Below are 23,483 nucleotides of genomic sequence, written 5' to 3' on the forward strand. Positions count from 1 at the left end.
ACCCTGTCAGCCCGTGGGGGCAGAATGCACGGGTGCTCCGCAAACTGCTCCGCGCCCGGCTGCGGCCCTATGCCGCGCTGGTCGGCCTGGTGCTCGGGCTCCAGCTCGTCGCGACCGTCGCCAGCCTGTGGCTGCCGACCCTCAACGCCGACATCATCGACTTCGGCATCGCCCGGGGGGACACCGGCTACATCTGGCGGGTCGGTGCGGTCATGCTCGCCGCGAGCGCGGTGCAGGCCGCCGCGCAGATCGCCGCGGTCTGGGGCGCCGCGCGGGTGTCGATGGGGGTGGGCCGCGACCTGCGCTCGGCCGTCTTCGACCGGGTGCTCAGCTTCTCCTCCCGCGAGCTGGGGGAGTTCGGGGCACCGACGCTGATCACGCGCAGCACCAACGACGTCCAGCAGGTGCAGATGCTCACCTTCATGTCGCTGGTCATGCTCGTCGCCGCGCCGATCACCGGGGTGGGCGGCGTCATCATGGCCGTGCGCCAGGACGCCGGTCTCTCCTGGCTGATCGTGGTCGGCGTCGCGGTGCTGCTCACCGGGGTCGGGCTGGTGATCCGCGCCATGGTCCCGCTGTTCCGGGCCCAGCAGACCCGGCTGGACGCTGTCAACCGGGTCCTGCGCGAGCAGATCTCCGGCATCCGGGTCGTGCGGGCCTTCACCCGGGAGGAGGACGAGCGGGCCAGGTTCCGCCGGACCAACACCGAGCTGACCGACGTCGGCCTGCGGGTCGGCGACCTGATGGCGATGATGTTCCCCTTCGTCATGCTGGTGATGAACCTCTCCAGCGTCGGCGTCATCTGGTTCGGCGCCCAGCGCATCGACGCCGGCGAGATGCAGGTCGGCTCGCTCACCGCATACATCAGCTATCTGATCCAGATCCTCATGTCGATCATGATGGCGACGATGGTGGCCACGATGATCCCCCGCGCGTCGGTCTCGGCCGAGCGGATCGGTGCCGTCCTGGGCACCACGACCAGCGTCGTCGCGCCCACGGCACCGGTGGCCGTCGGCGACGTCCGGGGCGTGGTCGAGGTGCGGTCGGCCGGGTTCACCTACCCCGGTGCCGAGGCGCCCGTGCTCCACGACATCACCTTCACCGCCCGCCCCGGCACGACGACCGCGGTCGTCGGCGGCACCGGCTCGGGCAAGACGACGCTGCTGCGGCTGCTGCCACGGCTCGCCGACGTCTCCGGCGGGCAGATCCTGGTCGACGGGGTCGACGTGCGCGACCTGGCGCCCGCCGACCTGTGGTCGCGCGTGGGGCTGGTGCCGCAGCGCCCCTACCTCTTCTCCGGCACCGTCGCCTCCAACCTGCGCTTCGGCAACCCCGAGGCCACCGACGCCCAGCTGTGGGAGGCGCTGCGGGTCGCCCAGGCCGAGGACTTCGTGCGGGCCTTCCCCGAGGGGCTGGAGCACGCCGTGGCCCAGGGCGGCACCAACGTCTCCGGCGGGCAGCGGCAGCGGCTCTGCATCGCCCGGGCGCTGGTGGCGGGGCCGGAGATCTACCTCTTCGACGACAGCTTCTCCGCGCTCGACCTGGCCACCGACGCCCGGTTGCGCGCCGCGCTGCGCCCGCTGACCCGGCAGGCCACGGTCATCACCGTGGCGCAGCGCGTGTCCACGATCATCGACGCCGACCAGATCGTCGTCCTCGACCAGGGACGGGTGGTCGGTGTCGGCACCCACGACGAGCTGGTGCGCGGCAACGACACCTACGCCGAGATCGTCCGTTCGCAGGAGGCGGTGGCGGTATGACCGTGCGCGACCAGGACCGGCCGGCCGCGGCAGGCGACGAGCGGCCGCAGGCGGCACCGCCCCCGGCGCCCCGGCGCGGCCCGGGCGGCGGGCCGCACGGCTTCGGCGCCCCCGTGGAGAAGCCCTCAGACTTCCGCGCGTCCGCGCGGCGCCTGCTCGGCCGCCTCGCGCCATACCGTGCGCTCATCGGCACCAGCGTCGGGCTCACGCTGGTCTCGGTGGTCCTCGGGGTGCTCGGACCGCGCGTCCTGGGGCGGGCCACCGACATCGTCTTCGCCGGCTTCCTCGGGCGCGACCTGCCCGCCGGGGTGCCGCTGGAGGACGTCGTGGCGGGGCTGCGCGCCGAGGGCCAGGACACCTTCGCCGACCTGGTCGCCGGCACGCCCCACCTCGTGCCCGGCCAGGGCATCGACTTCGGTGCCCTGGCGGTCGTGATCGGCCAGGTGATCGCGCTCTACCTGGGTGCGGGCCTGCTGATGTGGGTCTCGGTCCGCATCGTCAACCGCATCTCGATGTGGACCGTGCGCGACCTGCGCGGCGAGGCCGAGGACCAGCTGCACCGGCTGCCGCTGTCCTACTTCGACCGGCAGCCCCGCGGCGAGATCCTCTCGCGGGTCACCAACGACCTCGACAACCTGCAGCAGACGCTGCAGCAGACCTTCGGCCAGCTGCTCAACGCCCTGGTGACCGTGCTGGCGATCCTGGCGATGATGCTGTGGATCAGCCCCACCCTGACGCTGATCGCCCTCGCCACGATCCCGGTGTCGGTGCTCGTGACGGTCGCCATCGCCTCCAGGTCGCAGAAGCTGTTCAAGGCCCAGTGGGCGCACACCGGCACGCTCAACGGGCAGGTCGAGGAGGCCTTCACCGGGCACGAGCTGGTGACCGTCTTCGGCCGGCGCGAGCAGGTCACCGCCGCGATGCGCGAGACCAACGACCAGCTCTACGACGTGACCTGGCGGGCGCAGTTCGTCAGCGGCATCATCATGCCGGCGATGTTCTTCATCGGGAACCTCGGCTACGTCCTGGTGGCCGTCGTCGGCGGGCTCCGGGTGGCGAGCGGACAGCTCAGCCTGGGGTCGGTGCAGGCCTTCATCCAGTACTCCCGGCAGTTCACCCAGCCGGTGACCCAGGTGGCGAGCATGGCCAACCTCATGCAGTCGGGGGTGGCCTCGGCCGAGCGGGTCTTCGAGCTGCTGGACGCCGAGCAGCAGCTGCCCGACCCGGTGGACCCCGCCCCCGTGCGGGCGCCGCGCGGCCGCATCGAGTTCGAGGACGTCGTCTTCTCCTACGGGCCCGAGCCGCTGATCGAGGACCTGTCGCTGGTCGCCGAGCCCGGGCAGACCGTCGCCATCGTCGGGCCGACCGGTGCGGGCAAGACCACCCTGGTCAACCTCGTGATGCGGTTCTACGAGCTGGACGGCGGCCGCATCACCCTCGACGGCCGGGACATCACGACGATGACGCGGCAGGACCTGCGCTCGCGCATCGGGATGGTGCTGCAGGACGCGTGGGTCTTCGAGGGCACCATCCGCGACAACATCGCCTACGGACGGCCGGGAGCGACCGAGCAGGAGGTGCTCGCCGCCGCACGGGCCGCCTACGTCGACCGGTTCGTGCAGCACCTGCCCGAGGGCTACGACACGGTCCTGGACGACGAGGGGTCCACCGTCTCCGCCGGTGAGAAGCAGCTGATCACCATCGCCCGGGCCTTCGCCTCCCAGCCCTCGCTGCTCATCCTCGACGAGGCCACCTCCTCGGTCGACACCCGCACCGAGCTGCTCGTGCAGGAGGCGATGGCCCGGCTGCGGACCGACCGCACCAGCTTCGTCATCGCCCACCGGCTGTCCACCATCCGCGACGCCGACCTGATCCTGGTGATGGAGCAGGGGCGCATCGTCGAGCAGGGCACGCACGAGGAGCTGCTCGAGGCCGGCGGTGCCTACGCCCGGCTGCACGCGGCGCAGTTCCGCGGCGCCGCGGTGGAGGTGGACAGCGCCGACGCCGTCGAGGTCGGCTGACACACCGCGTCCCCGGTCGCGGGTATGGCGTACGCGCCGCGTCCTCGGTCGCGGGTGTGGCGTACGCGCCGCGTCCTCGGTCGCGGGTGTGGCGTACGCGCCGCGTCCCCGGTCGCGGGTTTGGCGTACGCGCCGCGTCCCCGGTCAGGAGGGGGCGGGTGTCAGGGCCGGGGGACGGCGGGCGAGGACCCCGAAGGACTGGCCCAGCCGGCAGAAGGGCTCCCTGCGGGACAGCTCGACCTCGAGTCGCTCCCAGGCGGCGTAGAACACCGGGTCGGACTTGGGAGCGTTGTCGAGCATCAGGTCACCGGCGATGCGCAGCCCGAACACCTCCACGACCTCGAGGCCGGCGGCGTGCACGGCGTGCAGCGTGTCCTCCAACGAGACCGCGCGGACGGTCGTGCCGAAGGTGACCGTCCGCGCCGTCGGGGCGTCGACCTGCGCCAGCGCCGCCTCCGGGCCCTGCCTCAGGAAGGCCATGAGGACCCGGTGGGCGGGGTTGGGCAGCACGACGCTGAGCAGCCCGCCCGGCCGCAGCGCCCCCGCGAGCAGCGCCACGTCGGCGACCTCGTCCGGGCGGTACTGCAGGACGTAGTGGCACAGGACGGCGTCCACGGGGTCAACGCCCGGCAGGTCGTCCAGGCCTCCAGAGCGCACGCTCAGACCCCGGGCCGCCGCGTCGGCGAGCAGGCCCTCCGCAGGGTCCAGCACCACGACGTCGTGCCCGAGCGCCGCCAGCGGCGCGGCGTCCAGGCCGTCGGCTCCTCCGACGTCGAGGACCGAGCGGCGCGGGGCACCGGCCCGCACGTCCCCCAGGTGGTCGGCCAGGACGTGCCGCACCACCGCATACCGGACCCGTCCCCAGGGCGTGGAGGTGTGCGACCGCCAGTCGGCGGCGTGCGCGTCGAAGGGCGCCCCGCCGTCCGTCACCTCACATCGCCCGCGACAGGCTGCGGCGCAGCAGCCAGCTGCCGAGCAGGAGGGTGACGGCCGCCATCCCGGCCAGGACCCCGAGCTGGGGGAGGATGTCGAGGACGCCCGCCCCGTGCCGCTGGATCTGCGCGATCGCCTCGTAGCCCCAGGCGTGGGGGGTGATGTGCGCGACCCTGCGCAGGGTGTCGGGGAAGAACTCCAGCGGGAACATGGTGCCGCCCAGAGCGCCCAGGACCAGGCCCAGCCCCACCGCGAGCCCGGTGGCCGTGCCCTCGTTGTCGAACGCGGTGCCCAGGATCATCGACAGGCCGGCCCCCACGAGCCCGAAGAGCAGGAGCAGGACGGTGACGGCAGCGATGTCGCCCCAGTCCACCCCGAAGAGGAGCCGGGTGGCGACCACGATGTAGACCGCCTGGAACCCGGCGATGGCCAGCCGGCCCAGCGCGATGCCGGTGATCGCCTGGCCCGCCGTCACCGGCGCCGCCAGCGTGCGTCGCACGATGCCGTCGCGGCGGGCCTGGATGAGGGTCGCCGCACCCCCGGCCAGGGTGTTGAGGAAGGTGAACAGCAGCAGCATGCTGCCGGCGACCAGCTGGATCCCCGTGACGTTGCTGAACTCCTGGGCCACCTCGCTGGTGTCCTGGACCGCGAGGGAGGCGGGCGCGATGCGCTCGTCGGCCCCGGCGAGCGCCTCGTCGACCTCCTGCTCGGTGGCTCCCGTCCCGGCGAGCACCGTCTCCTGCCCACCGCGCAGCATCGCCGTGGCGGCGGCGGTCCGCACGACCTGGGCGACGGCCAGCGCCGCGGTCTGGCCACCGGTGACGATCTCCAGCTCGACGGCATCCCCGTCGTCGAAGGCCCGGGCGGCCTCCGGGCTGACCAGCACCCCCACCTGACGGCGGCCCTGCGCCACGTCGGCGCGCATCGTCTCCGCGTCGGTCTCCTCGACCTCCAGGTCCGAGCCGGCCAGGGCGTCGACGAGCGCGGCCTGCAGCGAGGAGTCGTCGCCGACGACGGCGACGCGGCCCGCCGGCTGGTCGCCGGAGTTCTGGATGCCGAGGACGAGGACGAGCACCAGCGGGAAGACGAACGCGAAGAAGATGTTGGAGCGGTCCGCCAGGAAGCGACGGATCTCCACGAGTGTGATGGCGAGCACCGCCCCGGTCCTCACAGCAGCTCCTTGCGCCCGGGCAGGAGCCACGCGGCGAGCAGGCAGACGGCGGTGAAGCCGAGGAGCACCAGGGCCGGCACCCCGAGGTCGCCCACCCCGCCCCCTCCGGCCGTGATCCCTAGCCCGCGGACGAAGGCGGTCACCGGGTTGGCCAGCAGGAGGGCCCCCAGCGGCCCGCTGAGGTTGAGCTGGAAGAAGGCCCCGCCGAACATCCCGAGCGCGATCGCGATGATCGACTGGGCGATGTTGGCCTGCTCCGCGGTCCGCGCGACCGTGGCGACGACGAAGGTGAGCGACGTCGCGGCGGCGACCATGAGCACCACCAGCACGCCGACGGCCACGGGGGAGCCGAGCTCGACGCCGTCGAAGAGCAGGCTCGACACCGTCAGCAGCACCCCCATAGACAGCAGTCCCAGGACGAAGCTGCCGAGCGCCTTGGCGGCGACCACCGTCCACGGCCGCACCGGCATCGACAGCAGCCGGCGCAGCGTCCCCTGCTCGCGCTCCTCGACCAGGGCCAGCACCCCGAAGCCCACCGTGAAGAAGAGGAACATGCCGGCCTGCCCGGCCACGATGTTCTCCGACAGCGTCAGCTGCTCGTCGGCCGCCTCACCCTCCCGCCAGGTGACCGGGGCCGTCGTCTCCTGCAGCGAGCGCGCGATCCCGGGCAGCTCGGTCGGCGGCACGCCGAGGGTGGCCGCTGCGGCCGCGGTGCGGGTGCCGGCGGTCAGGTCGGCCAGGGCACCGTCGACGATCGAGGTGACCACCGTCCCCTCCAGACCGAGCCCGTCGGCCAGCGTCACCTGCACCTGGGGGCCGGCCCCCGCGACCAGGTCGGCGCCGAAGCCCTCCGGCACCACGACGCCCACGCCCGCGGAGCCGTCGTCGACGAGCCCGACGACCTCCTCCGCCGGGGCGGCCCGCACGGTCAGGTCCAGTCCCTCCCCGGCCGCCTCGAGCACCTGGGGCAGGACGGCCGCCAGCTCGTCACCCTCCGGCACCGCCACCGCGACGGTGACGGGGTTGATCTCCAGCTCGTCGACGCTGCCGATGAGCAGGTTCATGACGTAGATCAGCGCCAGGGGCACCACGACGGCATACATCAGCGCCGAGAGGTTGCGCAGGTGGCGCAGCAGGTCGGTGCCGACCATGACGAGCAGGCGTGGCACGTCAGTCCCTCAGCGCCTTGCCGGTGAGGTGGAGGAAGACCGACTCCAGGTCGGGTCGGGAAATCTCCACGTCGGCCAGCGACAGCCCGGCCCCCGTCGCGGCATTGACGATCGGCGCGATGGCGGTGGGTGCGTTGGAGACGGTGAGGACGAGCGTGCCGTGGTCGCGGACCACGCGTCGGACAGCGGGCATCTGCTCCACCGCAGCGGCACCGGCGTCGAGCGACCCGGAGCCGGTGAGCCGGATCGTGTCCACACCACCGGTGAGCTCGATGAGCTGGTCACGGGTGCCCTCGGCCTGCAGCCGTCCGTCGTCGATGATGGCGATCCGGTCGCAGAGGCGCTCGGCCTCCTCCATGTAGTGGGTCGTGTAGAGCACCGCCATGCCCTCCACCGACAGGGCCTCGATCGACTCCAGGATCGAGTTGCGGGACTGCGGGTCCACGCCCACGGTCGGCTCGTCCAGGATGAGCAGCGTGGGCCGGTGGAGCAGCCCGACCCCGATGTTGAGCCGGCGCTTCATCCCGCCGGAGAACTTCTTGCTGGGCTCCTTGGCGCGGTCGGCGAGCCCGATGAGCTCGAGCACCTCGGCGGTCCGCTGCCGCAGCGTGGAGCCGCGCAGGCCCTGCAGCCGCCCGAAGTACTCCAGGTTGGCCCGCGCCGACAGGTCGGGATAGATCGCCAGGTCCTGGGGCACGAGACCGATGTGCCGCTTGGCCTCCACCGACGAGCCGCCCATCGGCACCCCCGCCACCGTGACGCTCCCCGCGTCCGGCACCAGCAGGCCGGCGACCATCGAGATCGTCGTGGTCTTGCCGGCGCCGTTGGGGCCCAGCAGGCCGAACGTCTCACCGGCGGCGATCTCGAAGCTCACGCCGTCGACCGCGGTCACCGGCCCGAACCTCTTGACCAGGCCCTGTGCGCCCAGCACCTTCTCCGCCACGTTCGCCCCCTCTCCTCGTCCCGACCTTAGCGCCTCCGGCTCCCCGGTGACAGAGAGGTTCATCACAGGTCGTAGTCGACGACCACCGGCGCGTGGTCGGACAGGCGGACGCCGCGGTGGTCCCGGTCGACCTCGGCGCGCACCGCGGTGCGGGCCAGCCCGGGCGTGGCCAGCTGGTAGTCGATGCGCCAGCCGGCGTCGCGCTCGAAGGTGCTGCCCAGCCAGCTCCACCACGAGTAGGGCCCCTCGACGTCCGGGTGCAGCGCGCGGACCACGTCGACGAGCGTGCGCGGGGAGAGCTGGGCGGCGATCCACGCCCGCTCCTCGGGCAGGAACCCCTCGGAGGTCTGGCTGCGTCGCCAGCTCGCCACGTCGAGCCGGGTGTGGGCCACGTTGAGGTCACCCGTGAGCAGGAAGTGCCGGCCCCGGGCTGCCGCGGCGCGCCGGGTCCGGGACAGGTGCCGGGCGAAGGCCGTCAGGAAGTGCATCTTGCGCTCGTAGCGCGCGCCACCGTCGGGCTTGTCGCGACCCATCCGCGACGGGACCTGCAGGTGCGCCGGCAGGCCGCCCTTGGGCAGGTAGAGGTTCGCGACGGTCACCGGCGCCTCGGCGAGGTCGACCTCGACGTAGCGGCCCTCGGAGGCGTACCGGCCCAGGCCGCGCGCGAGCGGCACCTCGTCGGGCGCCGGCTCGGTGTGCAGGTGCTCCTCCCCGGGCGCCCGCATCAGCACCTCGGCGTCCCAGGTCCGGACCGCCACGGGCCGCCGGCGCGTCAGGACCGCGACCCCGTTGCGGCCCGGGATCTGCCCCGGCTCGTAGACGACGTGGTAGTCGCCGAAGGCCTGCGGGGGCAGCGCGTCGATCGGCGCCCGCACCTCCTGCAGGGTGACGACGTCGCACCCCCGGGTGTCCAGCCAGTCACCGAAGCCGCGCCGGTGGGAGGCCCGGACGCCGTTGATGTTCAGGGTCGCGATGCGCAGCACCGGCCGAGGGTATGCGGTACCGGGCGACGCAGCGTCAGGCGGGGCCCTCGAGCACGTCGCGGTCGGCGGGGATGGCGTCGGGGTCGTCGCCGCCGACCATCTCGGTCTCGCCCCGCTCGGCGCGCTCCTGGGTGCCGGTCTCCGGCGCGCCGTAGGCGGTGCCGGCCTCCGGCTCCTCCTGCATCACCCGCTGGTCGATGGTCTCGCCCTCGGAGTCGTCGCCGTCGTCGAGGAGCTCGGCCCCCATGGGGCGCTGCTCCGGCGGGGTCCATGGCACGTCGTCGACGGACTCGGGCATCTCGAGGTCGTTCTCGGCCCGCTCCTGCTGCTCGGCGTCGAGGTCGAGGGCCTGGATGTCCTCGTCGTAGGTGATCGGCTGGCGGTCCTCGGGCTGGTCGGTCATGCCCCCACCGTGCCCGCGGGGGAGCACGGCGGCAAGTCCAGCCGCCCGCTGTTCACTCGAGCAGCTGCGACGCGTCGTCGGGCACGTCCACGGCATACCTGCGCAGCAGCTCCAGCGGCACCACGCCGAGCACCGCGTCGGAGGTGCTCGCCAGCACGACGGGAGCGGCGTGCCCCGCCCGGGCCGACTGCAGCCAACGGACCGCGACCACGCACCACCGGTCCCCGGGGCGCAGCCCGGCGAAGCCCCACTCGGGGCGGGGGGTGACCAGGTCGTTGCCGAGCTCGGTCTGGTGACTCAGGAAGTCGGTTGTCATGACCACGCAGACGCCGTGGACCCCCACGTCCTCGGGCGTGACCTCGCAGCGGCCCGTCCTGGTGAAGCCCGTCACCGGGTCGCTGCCGCACTCCTCCAGCTCCCGTCCGAGCACGTTGCGCATGCTCGATCATGGCAGGGATCGGCCCTCCGCGGGTGCCGCCGGCGGGAGGGTGGTGGCAGGGTGGACGCATGCAGACCGAGGTGAGCAGGAGGTCGGGGCCGGACCGCTACGAGATCACGCTGGAGGGTGAGCCGGTCGGGCTGACCCGCTTCGTCGACGTCGACGGCCGGCGGGTCTTCTTCCACACGGAGGTCGACGACGGCCACGCCGGCCAGGGCCTGGCCGGCACCCTCGTCCGGGGAGCGCTGGAGGCCACGCGGGCCGAGGGGCTGAGGATCGTCGCCGTCTGTCCCTACGTCCGCCGGTACGTGCGCAAGCACGACGGGTGGGCCGACCTGCTGGACCGGGCCACGCCCGCGATGCTGCAGGCGATCCCACGCTCCTGACGCCCCGGCGCGCACCCTCCCGAGGGCGGTGCTGCGCAGCCCTTGACAGCGGTGACGGGCCGGGCGCACCGTGACCAGATAGCGCGTCTGTATCGATGAAGGCAGGGAGGGCGGACCCGGTCGGTCTGCCGGTCGTGTCCAGGCTGCGGTGGCTCCCGCTGCCCGCGGCCCGGACCGCGCTGCGCCTGCTCGGCCTCGGGGACCTGGGGATCCGGCACGGTGTGGCCCTGCGCCGCGTGCTCTACGTGACGGCCGGTCCGGACGGGCGTCCCACCGTGGCCTCCGCGCTGGTCGCGACCCCGGTCGGCGCCGAGCCGCACGCCGTCGTCTGCTACCAGCACGCCACGCAGAGCCACCGGGTCAACGTCCCGTCCACCCCGCACCGGCTGGAGGGAGTCCTGACCTCGGTGGTCTTCGCCGGGGCGGGCTACGCGCTGGCCGCCCCGGACTACCAGGGCCTGGGCAGCGGCACCGGCCACCACCCCTACCTGCACGCCGCCACCGAGGCCTCCAGTGTCACCGACCTGCTCGCGGTCCTGCCACAGGTGCTGGAGCGGACGGGCACGGCGGTGCCGCGCCGCACCGCACTGCTGGGCTTCTCGCAGGGCGGGCACGCCTCGCTCGCCGCCCTGGAGTCGCTGTCGGCCACGGCGGAGGACCTCGACCTGGACCTCGTCGGGGTGGCATCCGTCGCCGGCGTGCACCGTCTGCTCGAGAGCGCCGGCCCGCACACCCTCTCGGGCGCCTCCGCCCACCACTCGACCTACCTGGCCTACCTGGCCACGTCCTATGCCCGCCTGCACCGCCAGCCGCTGTCCTCCATCGTGCGGCCGCGGTGGGCCCGCCGGCTGCCCCTGCTGATGGACGGCGCGCACGGGATGGCGCAGATCGAGCAGGCGCTGCCCCGGGACCCCACGCAGGTCCTCACGCGCGAGACGGTCGAGGACCTCATCGGCCCGGGGGAGGGATGGTTCGCGCAGCGGCTGGCCGCCAACAGCGTCGGTGACGTGGCCGCTGTCGCCCCCGTCCGCTTCTTCGTGGGCAGCCGCGACGTCGACGCACCTCCGGTGGACGCCGCCCGGACCGCCCGGCTCATCCGGGCCCGCGGCGGCAGCGCCGAGGTGGTCGACGTCGGCCCGGTGGACCACCGGGGCACGGCCTTCGCCGCGGTGGGGCTCGCACGGCGCTGGTTCGACGACCTGCTCGACGTCGAGACGCCAGAGCTCCCTGGCGTCGCCGCCACCGGCGCCTCCGTGCCGGAGCGGTGGCGCGGGCGTCTCACCCGGGCGCTGCCCGTGCTCGGTCGCACCCGTCCGCTGGGTGCGTAGGGCGGTCGCCTGGGCGTCAGCACCCCGAAATGTGACCTCTGCAACACCTTTGACCAACCTTTGGCAAAGGAAAGGTCAAGTGTCGGTCAAATTTTCGTCCCTCAGGGCCTTGTGTGGTAGAGGGCCGCACGCTATGAATGGCCTACCTGGCAAGAGCCTGGGAACCAACCACAAGCAGGGGTGCTTCTTCAATGGTTGCAATCTGGGGTGCCGTGTGCGCCGTGATCCTTCTCTTACTACTGGCAGTGACGCTGCGCCGAAGTCATTGGCGCCAGCACGCCGCGATGGGGGCCGCGGCCGCCGTCGTGGTCTCCACGGCCGCGGCCGGCAACGCCGGGCCGCTGGTCACCGACGACCACCTCAACTTCGAGCCGCTGGCGACCGAGACCGAGCCGACGTTCCGGCTCATCCCCAGCGACCTCGACTTCATCCTCAAGCAGATCGAGATCTCCGAGGCGCACGCCCACGCGATCGAGACCGGCGACGACAGCTACTCGCTGCTGTGCCAGTCGACCGCCGACACCAGCGGCAAGTGCGTCCGTGACCCGCAGCTGCCGCACGGCCTGCGGACCGTCGACGGCTCGTTCAACAACATCGAGTTCGACACCACCATCGGCAAGTCGAACAAGACCATGCCCCGTCTGCTGCCGATCCGGTGGCGCCAGGGTGAGGCCGCTCCGGCACAGGCGCCGTCGGCCGGTGACACCTCGATGTGCGAGGACCCCGCCGGCACCTGCTACGAGCAGCACGACGGCATCGTCTACGACGCCTCGCCGCGGCAGATCAGCAACCTGATCGTCGACAACAGCACCAACAACCCGACGGTGGCCGACGCCGCCGCCAACAACCCGGGTGCGGTCATCGACCCGGTGACCGGGGAGCTCTACCTGCCCAACCAGATGGCTGACGAGGCGCTGTCGGCCCCGGTCAACATGTGGTTCGTCTTCTTCGGGCAGTTCTTCGACCACGGGCTGGACCTGGTGGAGAAGAGCGCCGACGACGCGGTCATCGTGCCGCTCAGCCCGGACGACCCGCTGTGGGCCCAGACGCCGCCCAGCATGCGCTGGCTGGCGATGAGCCGTGCCACCAACCAGGCCGGGCCCGACAACGTCGTCGGCACCTCCGACGACGTGCGCGAGCACGCCAACCGGACCACCCCGTGGGTCGACCAGAACCAGACCTACACCTCCCACCCGGCGCACCAGGTCTTCATCCGCGAGTACGAGCTCGTGGACGGCCGGCCGCAGGCGACCGGACACCTGCTCGACGGCGACAACGGTGGCCTGGCCACCTGGGACGACGTGCAGGAGCAGGCCCGGACCGTCCTGGGTATCGACCTGCTCGACGAGAACGTCCTCAACGTCCCGCAGGTCGGGGTGGACCTCTACGGCAACTTCATCCCGGGTGACAACGGCTTCCCGCAGCTCATCACGGAGTCCGGCTCGGTGGAGGGCAACCCCTCCGCACCGGTCGCGTCGACCGAGGCGATCAAGCTCAACCAGTCGTTCCTGGACGACATCGCCCACGGCGCGACGCCCGCTCCCCCGGAGCCGGACCCGACGTGCACCGAGGGCGACTGCCCACTGATCCCCGGCTACGACAACGTGGCCCTGGGGCAGCACTTCATCACCGGTGACGGCCGCGGCAACGAGAACATCGGCCTGACCGCCGTGCACCACGTCTTCCACAGCGAGCACAACCGGCTGGTGGACCACGTCAACGAGGTCCTCGCGGCCAACCCGGACCTGCAGGCCAGGTACCAGACCAGCGGCGAGGCCGACGACTGGAGCTACAACGAGCGTGTCTTCCAGGCCGCCCGCTTCGCCAACGAGATGCAGTACCAGCACCTCGTGTTCGAGGAGTTCGCGCGGACCGTGCAGCCGCAGATCGACGCCGTCGTGTTCAACGAGAACGCCTACGACAGCACGATCGACGCCGCCATCCGTGCGGAGTTCGCCCACGTGGTCTACCGGTTCGGCCACTCGATGCTGACCGAGGACATCCTGCGCGAGGGCTTCGGGGCGGAGTCGGCCAGCCTGCTCGACGGCTTCCTCAACCCGGTGGCCTTCCACTGCCGCGTGCAGCCGGACATCAACAACGGCTGCGCCGAGGCCGACCTGCTGACCCCGGACGAGGCGGCCGGCGCGATCGTCAACGGCACGACCAACCAGGTCGCCAACCAGGTCGACGAGCTGGTCACCAGCACGCTGCGCAACAACCTGCTCGGCCTGCCGCTCGACCTCGCGACGATCAACATCCTGCGCGGTCGCGACACCGGTGTGCCGGGTCTGCAGCAGGCTCGCCGCACCTTCTTCGCCGAGAGCGGCAACCCGCAGCTCGAGCCCTACTCCAGCTGGCGCGACTTCGGTCTGTCGCTGAAGAACGGCGAGAACTTCGGGCGCGGTGACAGCACCAGCTCGCTGGTGAACTTCGTCGCGGCCTACGGCCAGCACCCGTCGATCGTCGACGCCCCCACCCTGGACGCCAAGCGCGCCGCCGCCGACCTGCTGGTCAACGGCACGCCGACCATGGACATGGTGGAGCGGATCGCGGGCACCAGCCGCTACGCGACCGCCGCGGCGATCAGCGCGGCCAGCTTCACCTCGGCCGACACGGTCTACGTGGCCAACGGCACCAACTTCCCCGACGCCCTGGCGGGTGGCCCCGCGGCCGCCTACGAGGGTGGCCCGGTCCTGCTGGTGCAGCAGAACGCCATCCCGGCCGACACCGTGCTCGAGATCCTGCGGCTGGCGCCGCAGAAGGTCGTCGTTCTGGGTGGCACGGGTGCAGTCAGCACCCAGGTCGAGAACTCGCTGCGGACCTACGCACCGATCGTCGAGCGCCGGTCGAGCACCGACCGGTACGGCACGGCGGCCGCCGTGGTCGCGGGCGCCTTCACCGACGCCTCGGCCGTGGACCGGGTCTACATCGCCAGCGGTGCGACCTTCCCGGACGCCCTCGGTGGCAGCGCCGCCGCGGCGGCCGCGGGCGCCCCGCTGCTCCTGGTCCGTCCGGACAGCGTGCCGGCGGCCATCGCGGGTCAGCTCCAGCGTCTGGCACCCAGCCAGATCACGGTCCTCGGTGGGCCGGGCGCGGTCAGCGACGCGGTGATGACCGAGCTGCAGTCGCTCGTCTCCGGCGCGACGGTGACCCGTCTGAACGGCACCAACCGCTACGAGACGAGCGTCGCGGTGAGCCAGGACTTCGCCACCCCCGGTGGCACGGTCTACCTCTCCACGGGGTCCAACTTCCCGGACGCCCTGGCCGCAGGCTCCCCCGCGGGGCTGCGGCAGTCGCCGATCCTGCTGATCCAGACGACCGGGGTCCCGGCCGCGGTCCAGGCGGAGCTCCTGCGCCTGCAGCCCAGCCGGGTGGTCATCCTCGGCGGCCCCGGGGCGGTGTCGGACACCACCCTGGCGCAGGTCGAGGCGCTGTTCCCGCCGCAGGAGGCTCCGGCCGACGCGGTGGCGTTCATGACCAGCACGGGCGACTGGGCCAACCAGTCGGGCCTGAGCACCACCGGTCTGGAGGACGTCGACTTCTGGGTCGGCGGTCTCGCGGAGGCGCTCGACCCGTTCGGCGGCATGCTCGGCAGCACGTTCAACTACGTGTTCGAGCAGCAGCTGGAGGACCTGCAGTTCGGTGACCGGTTCTACTACCTGTTCCGCAACCAGGGCAACCAGCTGTTCGCGGCGCTCGAGGCCAACTCGTTCTCCTCGCTGATCCAGCGCAACACGGACGCCTCGCTGCTGCCGGCGGAGATCTTCCGCTCGCAGGAGCCGACGTTCGACCTGGAGAACCTGCCCACCCCGCTGCCGGCCGGCCTCACCCAGATGGCGGACGGCACGTGGCGCTGGGACGGTGACGAGCACGTCGAGATCCACGGCAACCGGACGCTGGCCGACCGCATCCGCGGTGGTCAGGGTGACGACGCACTGTGGGGCTACGGCGGCGACGACCGGATCGAGGGCGGGTCGGGCAACGACTCGATCGTCGGCGGCCCGGGTCACGACATCCTCACCGACGCCTTCGGCGACGACAACATCAAGGGCGGTGACGGCAACGACGCGATCGACGGCGGACCCGGCATCGACCTGCTCCTCGCCGGGGCCGGTGACGACTTCGTGGCCAAGCCCTCGGACAACTCCGACGGAGCCACCGGCTTCTTCGGCACCGGTGACGACATCTTCATCGGTGGCACCGGGCGGGACAACCCGTTCGGCAACGAGGGAGACGACTGGATGGAGGGCGGCCCGCACGCGGACCTGCTGATGGGTGACAACGGTCAGCAGTTCCAGAACGACGTGGACGGCGGCGACGACGTCCTCATCGGCGGCACCGGCTCCGACGACCACGACGCCGAGGGCGGTGACGACATCATGGTCGCCACCTCCGGCGGCACGGACAGGTACCACGGCATGTTCGGCTTCGACTACGTCACCTACGACGGGACGAGCACGGGCGTCGACGCGGACCTCAACTTCAACCTGCTGCAGCCCCCGGACGTCACGGCGATCCGGGACCGCTTCACCCAGGTGGAGTCGCTGTCCGGTGGTAGCGGTGACGACGTCATCCGTGGTCTGGGCATAGCCCCGGACGACCTCGACGCCGACGCCGTCAACAAGATGGACCCGGAGAACCTCGACCTGGTCGACGGTCTGCGCGAACTGCTCAGCCCGGCGGGCCACGAGCAGGACTACTCGATGCGGGTCCGGTCGGACAACCCGCTGCTCCAGGACACCGACGGGGTCTCCAACCTGCTCTTCGGTGGTGCCGGCGACGACATCATGGAAGGCCGGTTCGGTGACGACTTCATCGACGGTGACAAGGCGCTCCGGGTCCAGCTGGTGCACGTCCCCACGGGCGAGCGGTTCTCCAGCGCGGCCCAGCTGCGGGCTCGGGTCTTCTCCGGTGCGATCAACCCCGGTGACATCGACATCGTGCGCGAGCTGGTGGACGAGTCGGCCGAGGGTGACATCGACACCGCGGTCTACGTCGACCCCTTCGTCAACGAGGCTGGCGCCCCGAACTACGAGATCAACCAGCTGCCTGACGGCTACTGGGAGGTCGTCCACATCGGTGGAGCGGAGTTCGAGGAGTCCGAGGGTGCCGACATCCTGGTGAACATCGAGATGCTGCAGTTCGGCGACGGTGGGTGCTTCGAGCTCTCCACCGAGCTCACGCCGTGCCCCTCGCTGGGGACCGTGTCCTTCACGGGCCAGACCAACCCGCCCACGGAGGACGCGGCCATCACGGCCACGGTCACCCTGGACCCGTCGGTCACCACCCCGCGCGGCATGCGGTTCTCCTGGCAGGCCGGTGAGGTCGCCGAGGCCTGGGACCCGTCCTCAACCGAGGGCGGCCCGGTCACCCGGGTGGCCGGGACGAACACCTGGCAGCAGACGTTCACGCCCGGTGACGGTGACGCAGGCGCGATCCTGCGGCTGGTCGTGACCTTCGAGGACGACAACGGCGTGCTGCGGCAGGTCGTGTCCCCGGTGGTCGGGAGCGAGGCTGACCCCGACCTGGCCAACCTGGCGGTCGTCAACATCAACGACGACCCGACGGGGCTGACCCTGTCGAACACCTCGCCGCGGGTGGGCCAGTCGATCGTCCCGAGCCCGTTCTCGGACGCCGACGGGCTGGAGGAGGCCGTGGAGGCCGGTATGACGTACGAGTGGCAGACGGCGACCGACGCCGCCTTCACGTCCGGCGTCGTGACCGTGGCCACCAGGGTCACCCCTGGCACCAACCAGCTGGGCTACACGGTCCAGGACGGTGACCTGAACCGCTACATCCGGGTGGTCGTCACCTACACCGACGACCAGGGGACGGTCGAAACGTACCCCTCCGACCCGACCGCCGCGGTGGCAGCCGCCGAGGCCGCCGGCCCGTGAGGCCGGGTGCTCCGTGAGCACCGCCTGAGGGCATGACCGAAGGGCCCCGCCGCACCCAGCGGCGGGGCCCTTCAACGTGCCCCTTGACAACATACAACTGATTGGTTGTATGTTGGTGGCGTGGACGGGACGAGGGAGGACCGCGCGGACGCGATGTTCCACGCGCTCGCCGACCGGACCCGGCGTGACATCCTGCGCCGCGTGCTGGCCGGGGAGCACTCCGTCTCCGCCCTCGCCGCGAGCTACGACATGAGCTTCGCCGCCGTCCAGAAGCACGTCGCCGTCCTGGAGCGGGCGGGCCTGCTCACCAAGCGCCGCAGCGGGCGCGAGCAGCTCGCCAGCGGCGACGTCGAGGCCGTCCGCTCCGTCACCTCGATGCTCGCCGAGCTCGAGGACATCTGGCGCGGTCGCATCGACCGCATCGACACCTTCCTGCAAGGAGACCGACCATGCCCGTCACCGCCTTCACCACCGACCCCGACACCCTGACCCTGACCATCACCGCGCAGTTCGCCGCACCGGTCGAGCGGGTGTGGGAGCTCTACGCCGACCCCCGGCAGCTCGAGCAGGTCTGGGGCCCCCCGGGTTACCCCGCGACGTTCGTCGAGCACGACCTGAGCGCCGGCGGACGGATGACCTACTACATGACCGCCCCCGACGGCGAGCGCTACGGCGGCTGGTGGCAGATCAGCGAGGTCGACGCACCGCGCCGCTTCACCTTCGAGGACGGCTTCGCCGACCCCGACCTGCGGCCGCTGGCGGACATGCCGGTCTCGCACAACGTCTACTCCTTCGAGCCGGCCGACGGGGGCACCCGTGCGGTCTTCACCTCGACCTACTCCTCGGCCGAGGCCCTGCAGCAGGTGCTGGACATGGGCGTCGAGGAGGGCGCCACCTCCGCCATCAACCAGATCGACGGCTTCCTCGCCGCCTGACGCCCCCGTCCAGGTCAGGTGGCCGGCGCTGCATACTGCGCTGGTCCGCCCCGCCCCCGCCCCGGAAGGCCTCGTATGTCGTGCACCATCACCGCCCGCACCCCCACACCGCAGGAGCACCGCGAGCTGGCGGAGTCGGTGGGCTGGGGCGATGCGTTCTGGTGGGACGCCGTGCCGACCTCGCTGGCCGGCTCGGTCTGCGGGGTGGTCGTCCATGACGACGGCGGTGAGCTGGTCGGGATGGGCCGGGTCGTCGGTGACGGAGCCTTCTACTTCTACGTGCAGGACGTCGTGGTGCGCCCGGACCACCAGGGGGCCGGGCTGGGCCGCGACATCGTCGAGGCGCTGACGGCGCAGGTGCGGCACCTGGCCCCCGGTCACTGCTTCGTCGGGCTCTTCGCCACGCCGGCTGCCGACCGGCTCTACCGGAGCCTGGGCTGGGACGACGCGGACCTGACCGGGATGTGGACGGTCCTGCGCGACTGAGGGAGCATGACAGAAGCTCCCGGCCGTCCGGCCGGGAGCTTCTGTCATCACATCGCGTGCGCGAGGGGGGAGTTGAACCCCCACGCCCTTTCGGGCACACGGACCTGAACCGTGCGCGTCTGCCTATTCCGCCACTCGCGCGAGTGCCGGGCAAGACTAGCACGGGGGCTCGGTGGGGCCGAAATCACCGAGACAGGGTCACGACGTCCCCGCGTGACGGCGCGCAGAAGGGAACCCGTCGCCGCTCCGCCGCTCCTTCCTCCAGAGTCCTGCCAGTCCGGACAAGTACGATCGGCGGGCAAGGCGCATGCTCGTCCGCTGCTCGATGGAATGGAGAGGAGAGGCTGTGGGAGTCTTCGACCGTCTTGAGCGTGGTCTCGAGCGCGCCGTCAAGCAGCCGTTCGCCCGGGTCTTCAAGGCCGAGGTCCAGCCGGTGGAGATCGCCTCGGCCATGCGGGGCGCGATGGACGACCGGGCCGCGGTCCTGGGCCCGGGACGCACGATGGTCCCCAACGTCTTCACGATCGAGCTGGCCGAGACCGACTACGAGCGGCTCTCGTCCTACTCCTCGGCCCTGACCGACGAGCTGGTGGCTGCCGCGGAGGACCACGCCGACGCCCAGCGCTACGTGGCGCCCGGCCCCTTCGAGGTCCGTCTCGTCTCGGGCGACGACCTCGAGACCGGCATCTTCCGGGTGCGTCCGGCCGCCAAGGACGGCCGGGCCGGTCGCGCCTCCGCCAGCGCCCGCCCTTCCTCTGAGGCCCGACCCCGCGAGCACGCCCCGCAGCCCCGGCCCGCCCCGGAGCGCCGGGACCGCGACGAGCACGCCGTATACCGTCCGGACCGGCAGGCCGGCCCCCGGCCCGAGCCCCGTCCGCAGGCGGGCGCGACGCGTGAGGTGCCCGCCGGCCGCACCCCCCGGGGACGCGGACCTCGTCCCGTCCTGGACGTCGACGGCCGTGCCGTGCCGCTCTCGGCCGCGGTGACGACCATCGGCCGCGACGACTCCGCCGACGTCGTCGTCGACGACCCCGGCGTCTCGCGCCGGCACGCGGAGGTGCGCATCAGCCACGACGGGCCCCACCTGCAGGTCCTGCTGCGCGACCTCGGGTCGACCAACGGCACCTACCTCAACGGCGAGCAGGTCGGCGACGAGGAGCTGCGCGACGGCGACCGCATCACCATGGGTCGCTCCAGCCTGATCTTCCGGCTGGAGGGGTGAATGGGTGAGCTGACCCTCAACCTCATCCGCCTGGGTGTCATCGTCCTGCTGTGGGCGTTCGTCTTCTCGGTGGTCGGCGTGCTGCGCGGGGACCTCTACGGCACCCGCGTCCTCTCGCGCAACGCCGGCCCGACCCGCTCCCGGGAGTCACGCAGCGACCGCCGCACGCGCAAGAACGTCCCCACGCACGTCGTGGTGACCGAGGGCAGCCTGCGCGGCACCTCGGTGCCGCTGCACGAGGGCGGCCTGCTCGTCGGCCGCAACCCCGAGTGCACGCTGGTGCTCACCGACGACTACGCCTCCGGCCGCCACCTACGCATCTACCCGGGCGCCGACGCCTGGTACGTCGACGACCTGGGGTCGACCAACGGCACGATCGTCAACGGCCAGAAGATCGACGAGGGGGCGCGGCTCGACCCGGGTGCACAGATCCGGATCGGCCAGACCGTCCTCGAGCTGCGCCGCTGACCCATGGTCGCCCTCCGCTACGCAGCCCGCACCAACGTCGGACTCGGCAGCAAGTCCCGCAACGAGGACTCCGCCTACGCCGGGCCCGAGCTGCTCGTGCTCTGCGACGGCATGGGCGGGCACGCCGCGGGCGACGTCGCCTCCTCCCTGGTGGTCAGCGAGCTCGTCCACCTCGACGGCGAGTCGCACGGGGCCGACGACTCCCTGGACATCCTCGAGCGCGCGCTGGACGAGGCCAACTCCCGCCTGGCCGACGTCATGGAGGTCTACCCCGACTCCGACGGGATGGGCACGACCTGCATCGCGATGATGCGGACCGGCACCAAGCTGGCGGTCGCCAACATCGGCGACTCGCGCGCCTACCTGCTGCGCGACGGGCGCCTCACCCAGATCACCAAGGACCACTCCTTCGTGCAGAAGCTGCTCGACGAGGGTCGGATCAGCAAGGACGAGGCCCAGCACCACCCGCAGCGCTCCCTGGTGACCAGGGTGCTGACGGGCCGTCCCGAGGACACTCCCGACCTGTCGCTGCGCGAGCTGCGCGTCGGCGACCGCCTCCTGCTGTGCAGCGACGGCCTCACCGACTACGTCGCCGAGGACACGGTGGCCGAGCTGCTGCGGCGTGACGACCGCAGCCCCGGGCAGGTGGCCGACGAGCTGGTGCAGGTGGCGCTGCGCGCCGCCACCCGCGACAACGTCACGGTGGTCGTCGCCGACCTCGTGCACGCGCGGGAGGGCACCACCAAGCCGCAGGTGGTCGGGGCGGCCAGCGAACGGCGCCGCGCCCAGACCATCGGCCAGCTGACCCCGGCCGAGAAGGCGGCCCAGCTCACCCGGGAGGCCACGGGCACCACCCTGGCCGACCCTCCCGTGCTCGCCGAGGAGGGTCCCTCCAGCCCGGTGCTGCGCTGGCTGCGACGCTCCCTGGTCGCCGCGGCCCTCGTCGTCGTGCTCGGGGCCGCCGGCTGGGGGGCGTGGGCCTGGAGCCAGCAGCAGTACTTCGTCGGCGAGCAGGACGGCGTGGTGACGATCTACCGCGGCGTCTCCCAGGACCTCGGGCCCGTCTCGCTGAGCACGGCCGAGGACCTCACCGACCTGCGCGTCGACGCCCTGCCCGCCTTCTACCAGGACCAGGTCCGCCGCACGCTGTCCGCGGACGACCGGGCCGGCGCCGAGACGATCGTCACCGAGCTGCGCCAGCTCGCGCAGGGCCGGTGCGTCCCCGTCGTCGTCCTGCCCGACGGCACGCGCACCTCGCAGGTCCCCCCGGGTGCGGTCGCCGTCACGCTGGACCCCGACGAGGCCGCCCGCGCCGCGCTGCCGGTGCCGACGGGCGCGGCCGGTGACGGCGCGGACGACGCCGTCGCCACCGCCACCGCCGGGGAGCCGGCGACCTCCGGGGCCGGTGGCCTGCGCGATCCCCTCGACGCCGGGGTGGGCCTGGGCGACGACTCCGCCGGCGCCACCGACGACTCCGTCGCCGCCACCGCGGACGACGCCCGCCCGACCGTGCAGGTCCTCTACCCGGAGGGATGCCCGTGAGCGCCGGCACCGCCAACCCCAGCCCCTCGACCGTGACCAGCCTGCGCGTGCGCAGCGGTCGCACCGTCGAGCTGGCGCTGACCGTCTTCGCCCTGCTCATCGTGGGGCTCGCCTACGTCAACGTCGAGCTCGCGGTGCGCGAGCAGCTGCCCCCCGACCTGTGGTGGCACCTGGGCATCCTCGGCGCGGCCGCGCTGGGCCTGCACCTGGTGCTGCGCTGGCGCGCGCGGTATGCCGACCCGCTCCTGCTCCCGGTCGCCACCCTCCTCAACGGGCTGGGCCTGGTGATGATCCACCGCATCGACCTCGGCGGCGGCACCGGCTCGGTGGCCACGCGCCAGCTGCTGTGGACCGGGCTCGCGGTGGCCGCGGCCGCCGGCACGCTCCTGCTCGTGCGTGACCACCGCGTGCTCAAGCGGTGGACCTACCTGGCGATGGCGCTCGGCTTCGTCCTCCTGCTGCTGCCGATGCTGCCGGTCATCGGCCGGGAGGTGAACGGCTCGCGGCTGTGGATCAGCGTCGGCGGGCTGAGCCTGCAGCCCGGCGAGCTCGCCAAGATCGCGCTGACCGTGTTCTTCGCCGGCTACCTGGTCAGCACCCGCGACGCGCTGTCGCTGGTCGGCCGGCGCATCCTGGGGCTGCAGCTCCCGCGGGCCCGCGACCTCGGTCCCATCCTCGTGGCGTGGATGCTCTCGGTCATGGTGCTGGTGCTCCAGCGCGACCTCGGCTCCTCGCTGCTCTTCTTCGGCCTCTTCGTCGCCATGCTCTACGTCGCGACCGAGCGGACCAGCTGGATCGTCATCGGCCTGACCCTCTTCGTCGGCGGTGCGATCCTGGCCTGGCAGCTCTTCGACCACGTGCAGCGGCGCGTGACGCTCTGGCTGGACCCCTTCGCCCCCGACCAGTCCGACCAGGTGGCCAAGGGGTTGATGGGTCTTGCCCACGGCGGCATCTTCGGCACCGGGCTGGGGGAGGGCTTCCCCTACATCACCTACTTCTCCAACAGCGACTACGTCGTCGCGAGCTTCGGCGAGGAGCTGGGCATGGTGGGGCTGTTCGCGATGCTCATGCTCTACGCCCTGCTGGTCGAGCGCGGGCTGCGCACGGCCATCGGCGCCCGCGAGGGCTTCGGCAAGCTGCTCGCCGCGGGCCTGTCCTTCACCCTCGCCCTGCAGGTCTTCGTCATCGTCGGCGGCATCACCCGGGTCATCCCGCTCACCGGCCTGACCACGCCCTTCCTGTCCGCCGGAGGCTCCTCGCTGCTGGCCAACTGGATCATCGTCGCGCTGCTGCTGCGCATCAGCGACCACGCCCGGCGGCCCGTCTCCGAGCGGCGCGCCGAGCAGCAGCGCTCCGCCAAGGACGAGGCCACCACCCGGACCCGGGAGGTCCGCTGA

Annotated in this window: 19 protein-coding genes and 1 tRNA gene; 12 read left to right on the forward strand and 8 right to left on the reverse strand. The window is 72.2% G+C overall.

The window, feature by feature from the left end; all coding sequences use genetic code 11:
- Positions 1 to 32: 32 nt before the first annotated feature.
- A complete protein-coding gene (locus K330_RS0107305; protein ID WP_022921186.1) occupies positions 33 to 1,760 on the forward strand; it encodes an ABC transporter ATP-binding protein in 1,728 nt (575 codons plus the stop codon).
- Positions 1,757 to 3,781 (forward strand): ABC transporter ATP-binding protein, encoded by a 2,025-nt coding sequence (locus K330_RS0107310; protein WP_022921187.1) that lies wholly within the window; start codon positions 1,757 to 1,759, stop codon positions 3,779 to 3,781. Before K330_RS0107305 ends, K330_RS0107310 begins: the two co-directional genes overlap by 4 nt.
- Positions 3,782 to 3,925: 144 nt before the next feature.
- On the opposite strand, the gene K330_RS19845 is transcribed toward K330_RS0107310, so the two are convergent.
- From K330_RS19845 to K330_RS0107345, 7 genes are all read right to left on the reverse strand, one after another.
- Positions 3,926 to 4,711, reverse strand: coding sequence for a methyltransferase domain-containing protein (locus K330_RS19845; protein ID WP_022921188.1), 786 nt, complete (start codon positions 4,709 to 4,711; stop codon positions 3,926 to 3,928).
- 1 nt (position 4,712) lies between these two features.
- On the reverse strand, positions 4,713 to 5,885 hold the full coding sequence (locus K330_RS0107320) for an ABC transporter permease (protein ID WP_022921189.1): 1,173 nt from the start codon (positions 5,883 to 5,885) through the stop codon (positions 4,713 to 4,715).
- Positions 5,882 to 7,054, reverse strand: a complete 1,173-nt coding sequence (locus tag K330_RS0107325; protein ID WP_022921190.1) for an ABC transporter permease — start codon at positions 7,052 to 7,054, stop codon at positions 5,882 to 5,884. The genes K330_RS0107320 and K330_RS0107325 overlap by 4 nt, the downstream gene beginning before the upstream one ends.
- Position 7,055: 1 nt before the next feature.
- On the reverse strand, positions 7,056 to 7,997 hold the full coding sequence (locus K330_RS0107330; RefSeq protein WP_022921191.1) for an ABC transporter ATP-binding protein: 942 nt from the start codon (positions 7,995 to 7,997) through the stop codon (positions 7,056 to 7,058).
- A gap of 62 nt (positions 7,998 to 8,059) precedes the next feature.
- Positions 8,060 to 8,980: an exodeoxyribonuclease III gene (locus tag K330_RS0107335; RefSeq protein ID WP_022921192.1), complete on the reverse strand. Its 921-nt coding sequence runs from the start codon at positions 8,978 to 8,980 to the stop codon at positions 8,060 to 8,062.
- A 34-nt stretch (positions 8,981 to 9,014) separates the two neighbouring features.
- Entirely contained in the window at positions 9,015 to 9,383 is a 369-nt protein-coding gene (locus K330_RS22560) for a hypothetical protein (RefSeq protein WP_022921193.1), read from the reverse strand.
- Positions 9,384 to 9,435: 52 nt separating this feature from the next.
- Positions 9,436 to 9,822 (reverse strand): DUF2237 family protein, encoded by a 387-nt coding sequence (locus K330_RS0107345; RefSeq protein ID WP_022921194.1) that lies wholly within the window; start codon positions 9,820 to 9,822, stop codon positions 9,436 to 9,438.
- A 68-nt stretch (positions 9,823 to 9,890) separates the two neighbouring features.
- On the opposite strand from K330_RS0107345, the gene K330_RS0107350 reads away from it, so the two are divergent.
- The 6 genes from K330_RS0107350 (at position 9,891) to K330_RS0107375 (ending at position 18,854) form a co-directional block, all read left to right on the forward strand.
- Positions 9,891 to 10,208 (forward strand): GNAT family N-acetyltransferase, encoded by a 318-nt coding sequence (locus tag K330_RS0107350; protein WP_022921195.1) that lies wholly within the window; start codon positions 9,891 to 9,893, stop codon positions 10,206 to 10,208.
- Positions 10,209 to 10,303: 95 nt separating this feature from the next.
- Positions 10,304 to 11,536 carry an alpha/beta hydrolase gene (locus K330_RS22565; protein WP_022921196.1) on the forward strand — a complete coding sequence of 411 codons (1,233 nt, stop codon included), beginning with the start codon at positions 10,304 to 10,306 and terminating at the stop codon, positions 11,534 to 11,536.
- A gap of 245 nt (positions 11,537 to 11,781) precedes the next feature.
- Complete coding sequence (locus tag K330_RS22570) at positions 11,782 to 17,433, forward strand: peroxidase family protein (protein ID WP_169448516.1); 5,652 nt, start codon at positions 11,782 to 11,784, stop codon at positions 17,431 to 17,433.
- A gap of 120 nt (positions 17,434 to 17,553) precedes the next feature.
- A complete protein-coding gene (locus K330_RS0107365; protein WP_022921198.1) occupies positions 17,554 to 17,922 on the forward strand; it encodes an ArsR/SmtB family transcription factor in 369 nt (122 codons plus the stop codon).
- Positions 17,883 to 18,368 (forward strand): SRPBCC family protein, encoded by a 486-nt coding sequence (locus tag K330_RS0107370; RefSeq protein ID WP_022921199.1) that lies wholly within the window; start codon positions 17,883 to 17,885, stop codon positions 18,366 to 18,368. Before K330_RS0107365 ends, K330_RS0107370 begins: the two co-directional genes overlap by 40 nt.
- Before the next feature lie 75 nt (positions 18,369 to 18,443).
- Positions 18,444 to 18,854 (forward strand): GNAT family N-acetyltransferase, encoded by a 411-nt coding sequence (locus K330_RS0107375; protein WP_022921200.1) that lies wholly within the window; start codon positions 18,444 to 18,446, stop codon positions 18,852 to 18,854.
- 57 nt (positions 18,855 to 18,911) lie between these two features.
- Here the strand turns inward: K330_RS0107375 and K330_RS0107380 are convergent.
- A tRNA-Leu gene (locus K330_RS0107380) sits at positions 18,912 to 18,995 on the reverse strand.
- Between the two features lie 205 nt (positions 18,996 to 19,200).
- Here K330_RS0107380 and K330_RS0107385 point away from each other — a divergent pair.
- The 4 genes from K330_RS0107385 to K330_RS19875 are packed head-to-tail and all read left to right on the forward strand — an operon-like array spanning position 19,201 to position 23,483.
- Positions 19,201 to 20,076, forward strand: coding sequence for an FhaA domain-containing protein (locus tag K330_RS0107385; protein WP_022921201.1), 876 nt, complete (start codon positions 19,201 to 19,203; stop codon positions 20,074 to 20,076).
- A complete protein-coding gene (locus K330_RS0107390; RefSeq protein WP_022921202.1) occupies positions 20,077 to 20,544 on the forward strand; it encodes an FHA domain-containing protein FhaB/FipA in 468 nt (155 codons plus the stop codon).
- A 3-nt stretch (positions 20,545 to 20,547) separates the two neighbouring features.
- Positions 20,548 to 22,086 (forward strand): PP2C family protein-serine/threonine phosphatase, encoded by a 1,539-nt coding sequence (locus tag K330_RS24525; RefSeq protein WP_022921203.1) that lies wholly within the window; start codon positions 20,548 to 20,550, stop codon positions 22,084 to 22,086.
- A complete protein-coding gene (locus tag K330_RS19875; protein WP_022921204.1) occupies positions 22,077 to 23,483 on the forward strand; it encodes an FtsW/RodA/SpoVE family cell cycle protein in 1,407 nt (468 codons plus the stop codon). Before K330_RS24525 ends, K330_RS19875 begins: the two co-directional genes overlap by 10 nt.

The organism is Ornithinimicrobium pekingense DSM 21552, from assembly GCF_000421185.1.
Classification (GTDB): domain Bacteria; phylum Actinomycetota; class Actinomycetes; order Actinomycetales; family Dermatophilaceae; genus Ornithinicoccus; species Ornithinicoccus pekingensis.

What these genes read in the sequence shown, in the direction of transcription:
- K330_RS0107310 (WP_022921187.1), top strand. Translation starts at nt 1,757, where the DNA reads ATGACCGTGCGCGACCAGGACCGGCCGGCCGCGGCAGGCGACGAGCGG.
- K330_RS22560 (WP_022921193.1), bottom strand. Translation starts at nt 9,383, where the DNA reads ATGACCGACCAGCCCGAGGACCGCCAGCCGATCACCTACGACGAGGAC.
- K330_RS0107345 (WP_022921194.1), bottom strand. Translation starts at nt 9,822, where the DNA reads ATGCGCAACGTGCTCGGACGGGAGCTGGAGGAGTGCGGCAGCGACCCG.
- K330_RS0107350 (WP_022921195.1), top strand. Translation starts at nt 9,891, where the DNA reads ATGCAGACCGAGGTGAGCAGGAGGTCGGGGCCGGACCGCTACGAGATC.
- K330_RS22565 (WP_022921196.1), top strand. Translation starts at nt 10,304, where the DNA reads ATGAAGGCAGGGAGGGCGGACCCGGTCGGTCTGCCGGTCGTGTCCAGG.
- K330_RS0107370 (WP_022921199.1), top strand. Translation starts at nt 17,883, where the DNA reads ATGCCCGTCACCGCCTTCACCACCGACCCCGACACCCTGACCCTGACC.
- K330_RS0107375 (WP_022921200.1), top strand. Translation starts at nt 18,444, where the DNA reads ATGTCGTGCACCATCACCGCCCGCACCCCCACACCGCAGGAGCACCGC.
- K330_RS0107390 (WP_022921202.1), top strand. Translation starts at nt 20,077, where the DNA reads ATGGGTGAGCTGACCCTCAACCTCATCCGCCTGGGTGTCATCGTCCTG.
- K330_RS24525 (WP_022921203.1), top strand. Translation starts at nt 20,548, where the DNA reads ATGGTCGCCCTCCGCTACGCAGCCCGCACCAACGTCGGACTCGGCAGC.
- K330_RS19875 (WP_022921204.1), top strand. Translation starts at nt 22,077, where the DNA reads ATGCCCGTGAGCGCCGGCACCGCCAACCCCAGCCCCTCGACCGTGACC.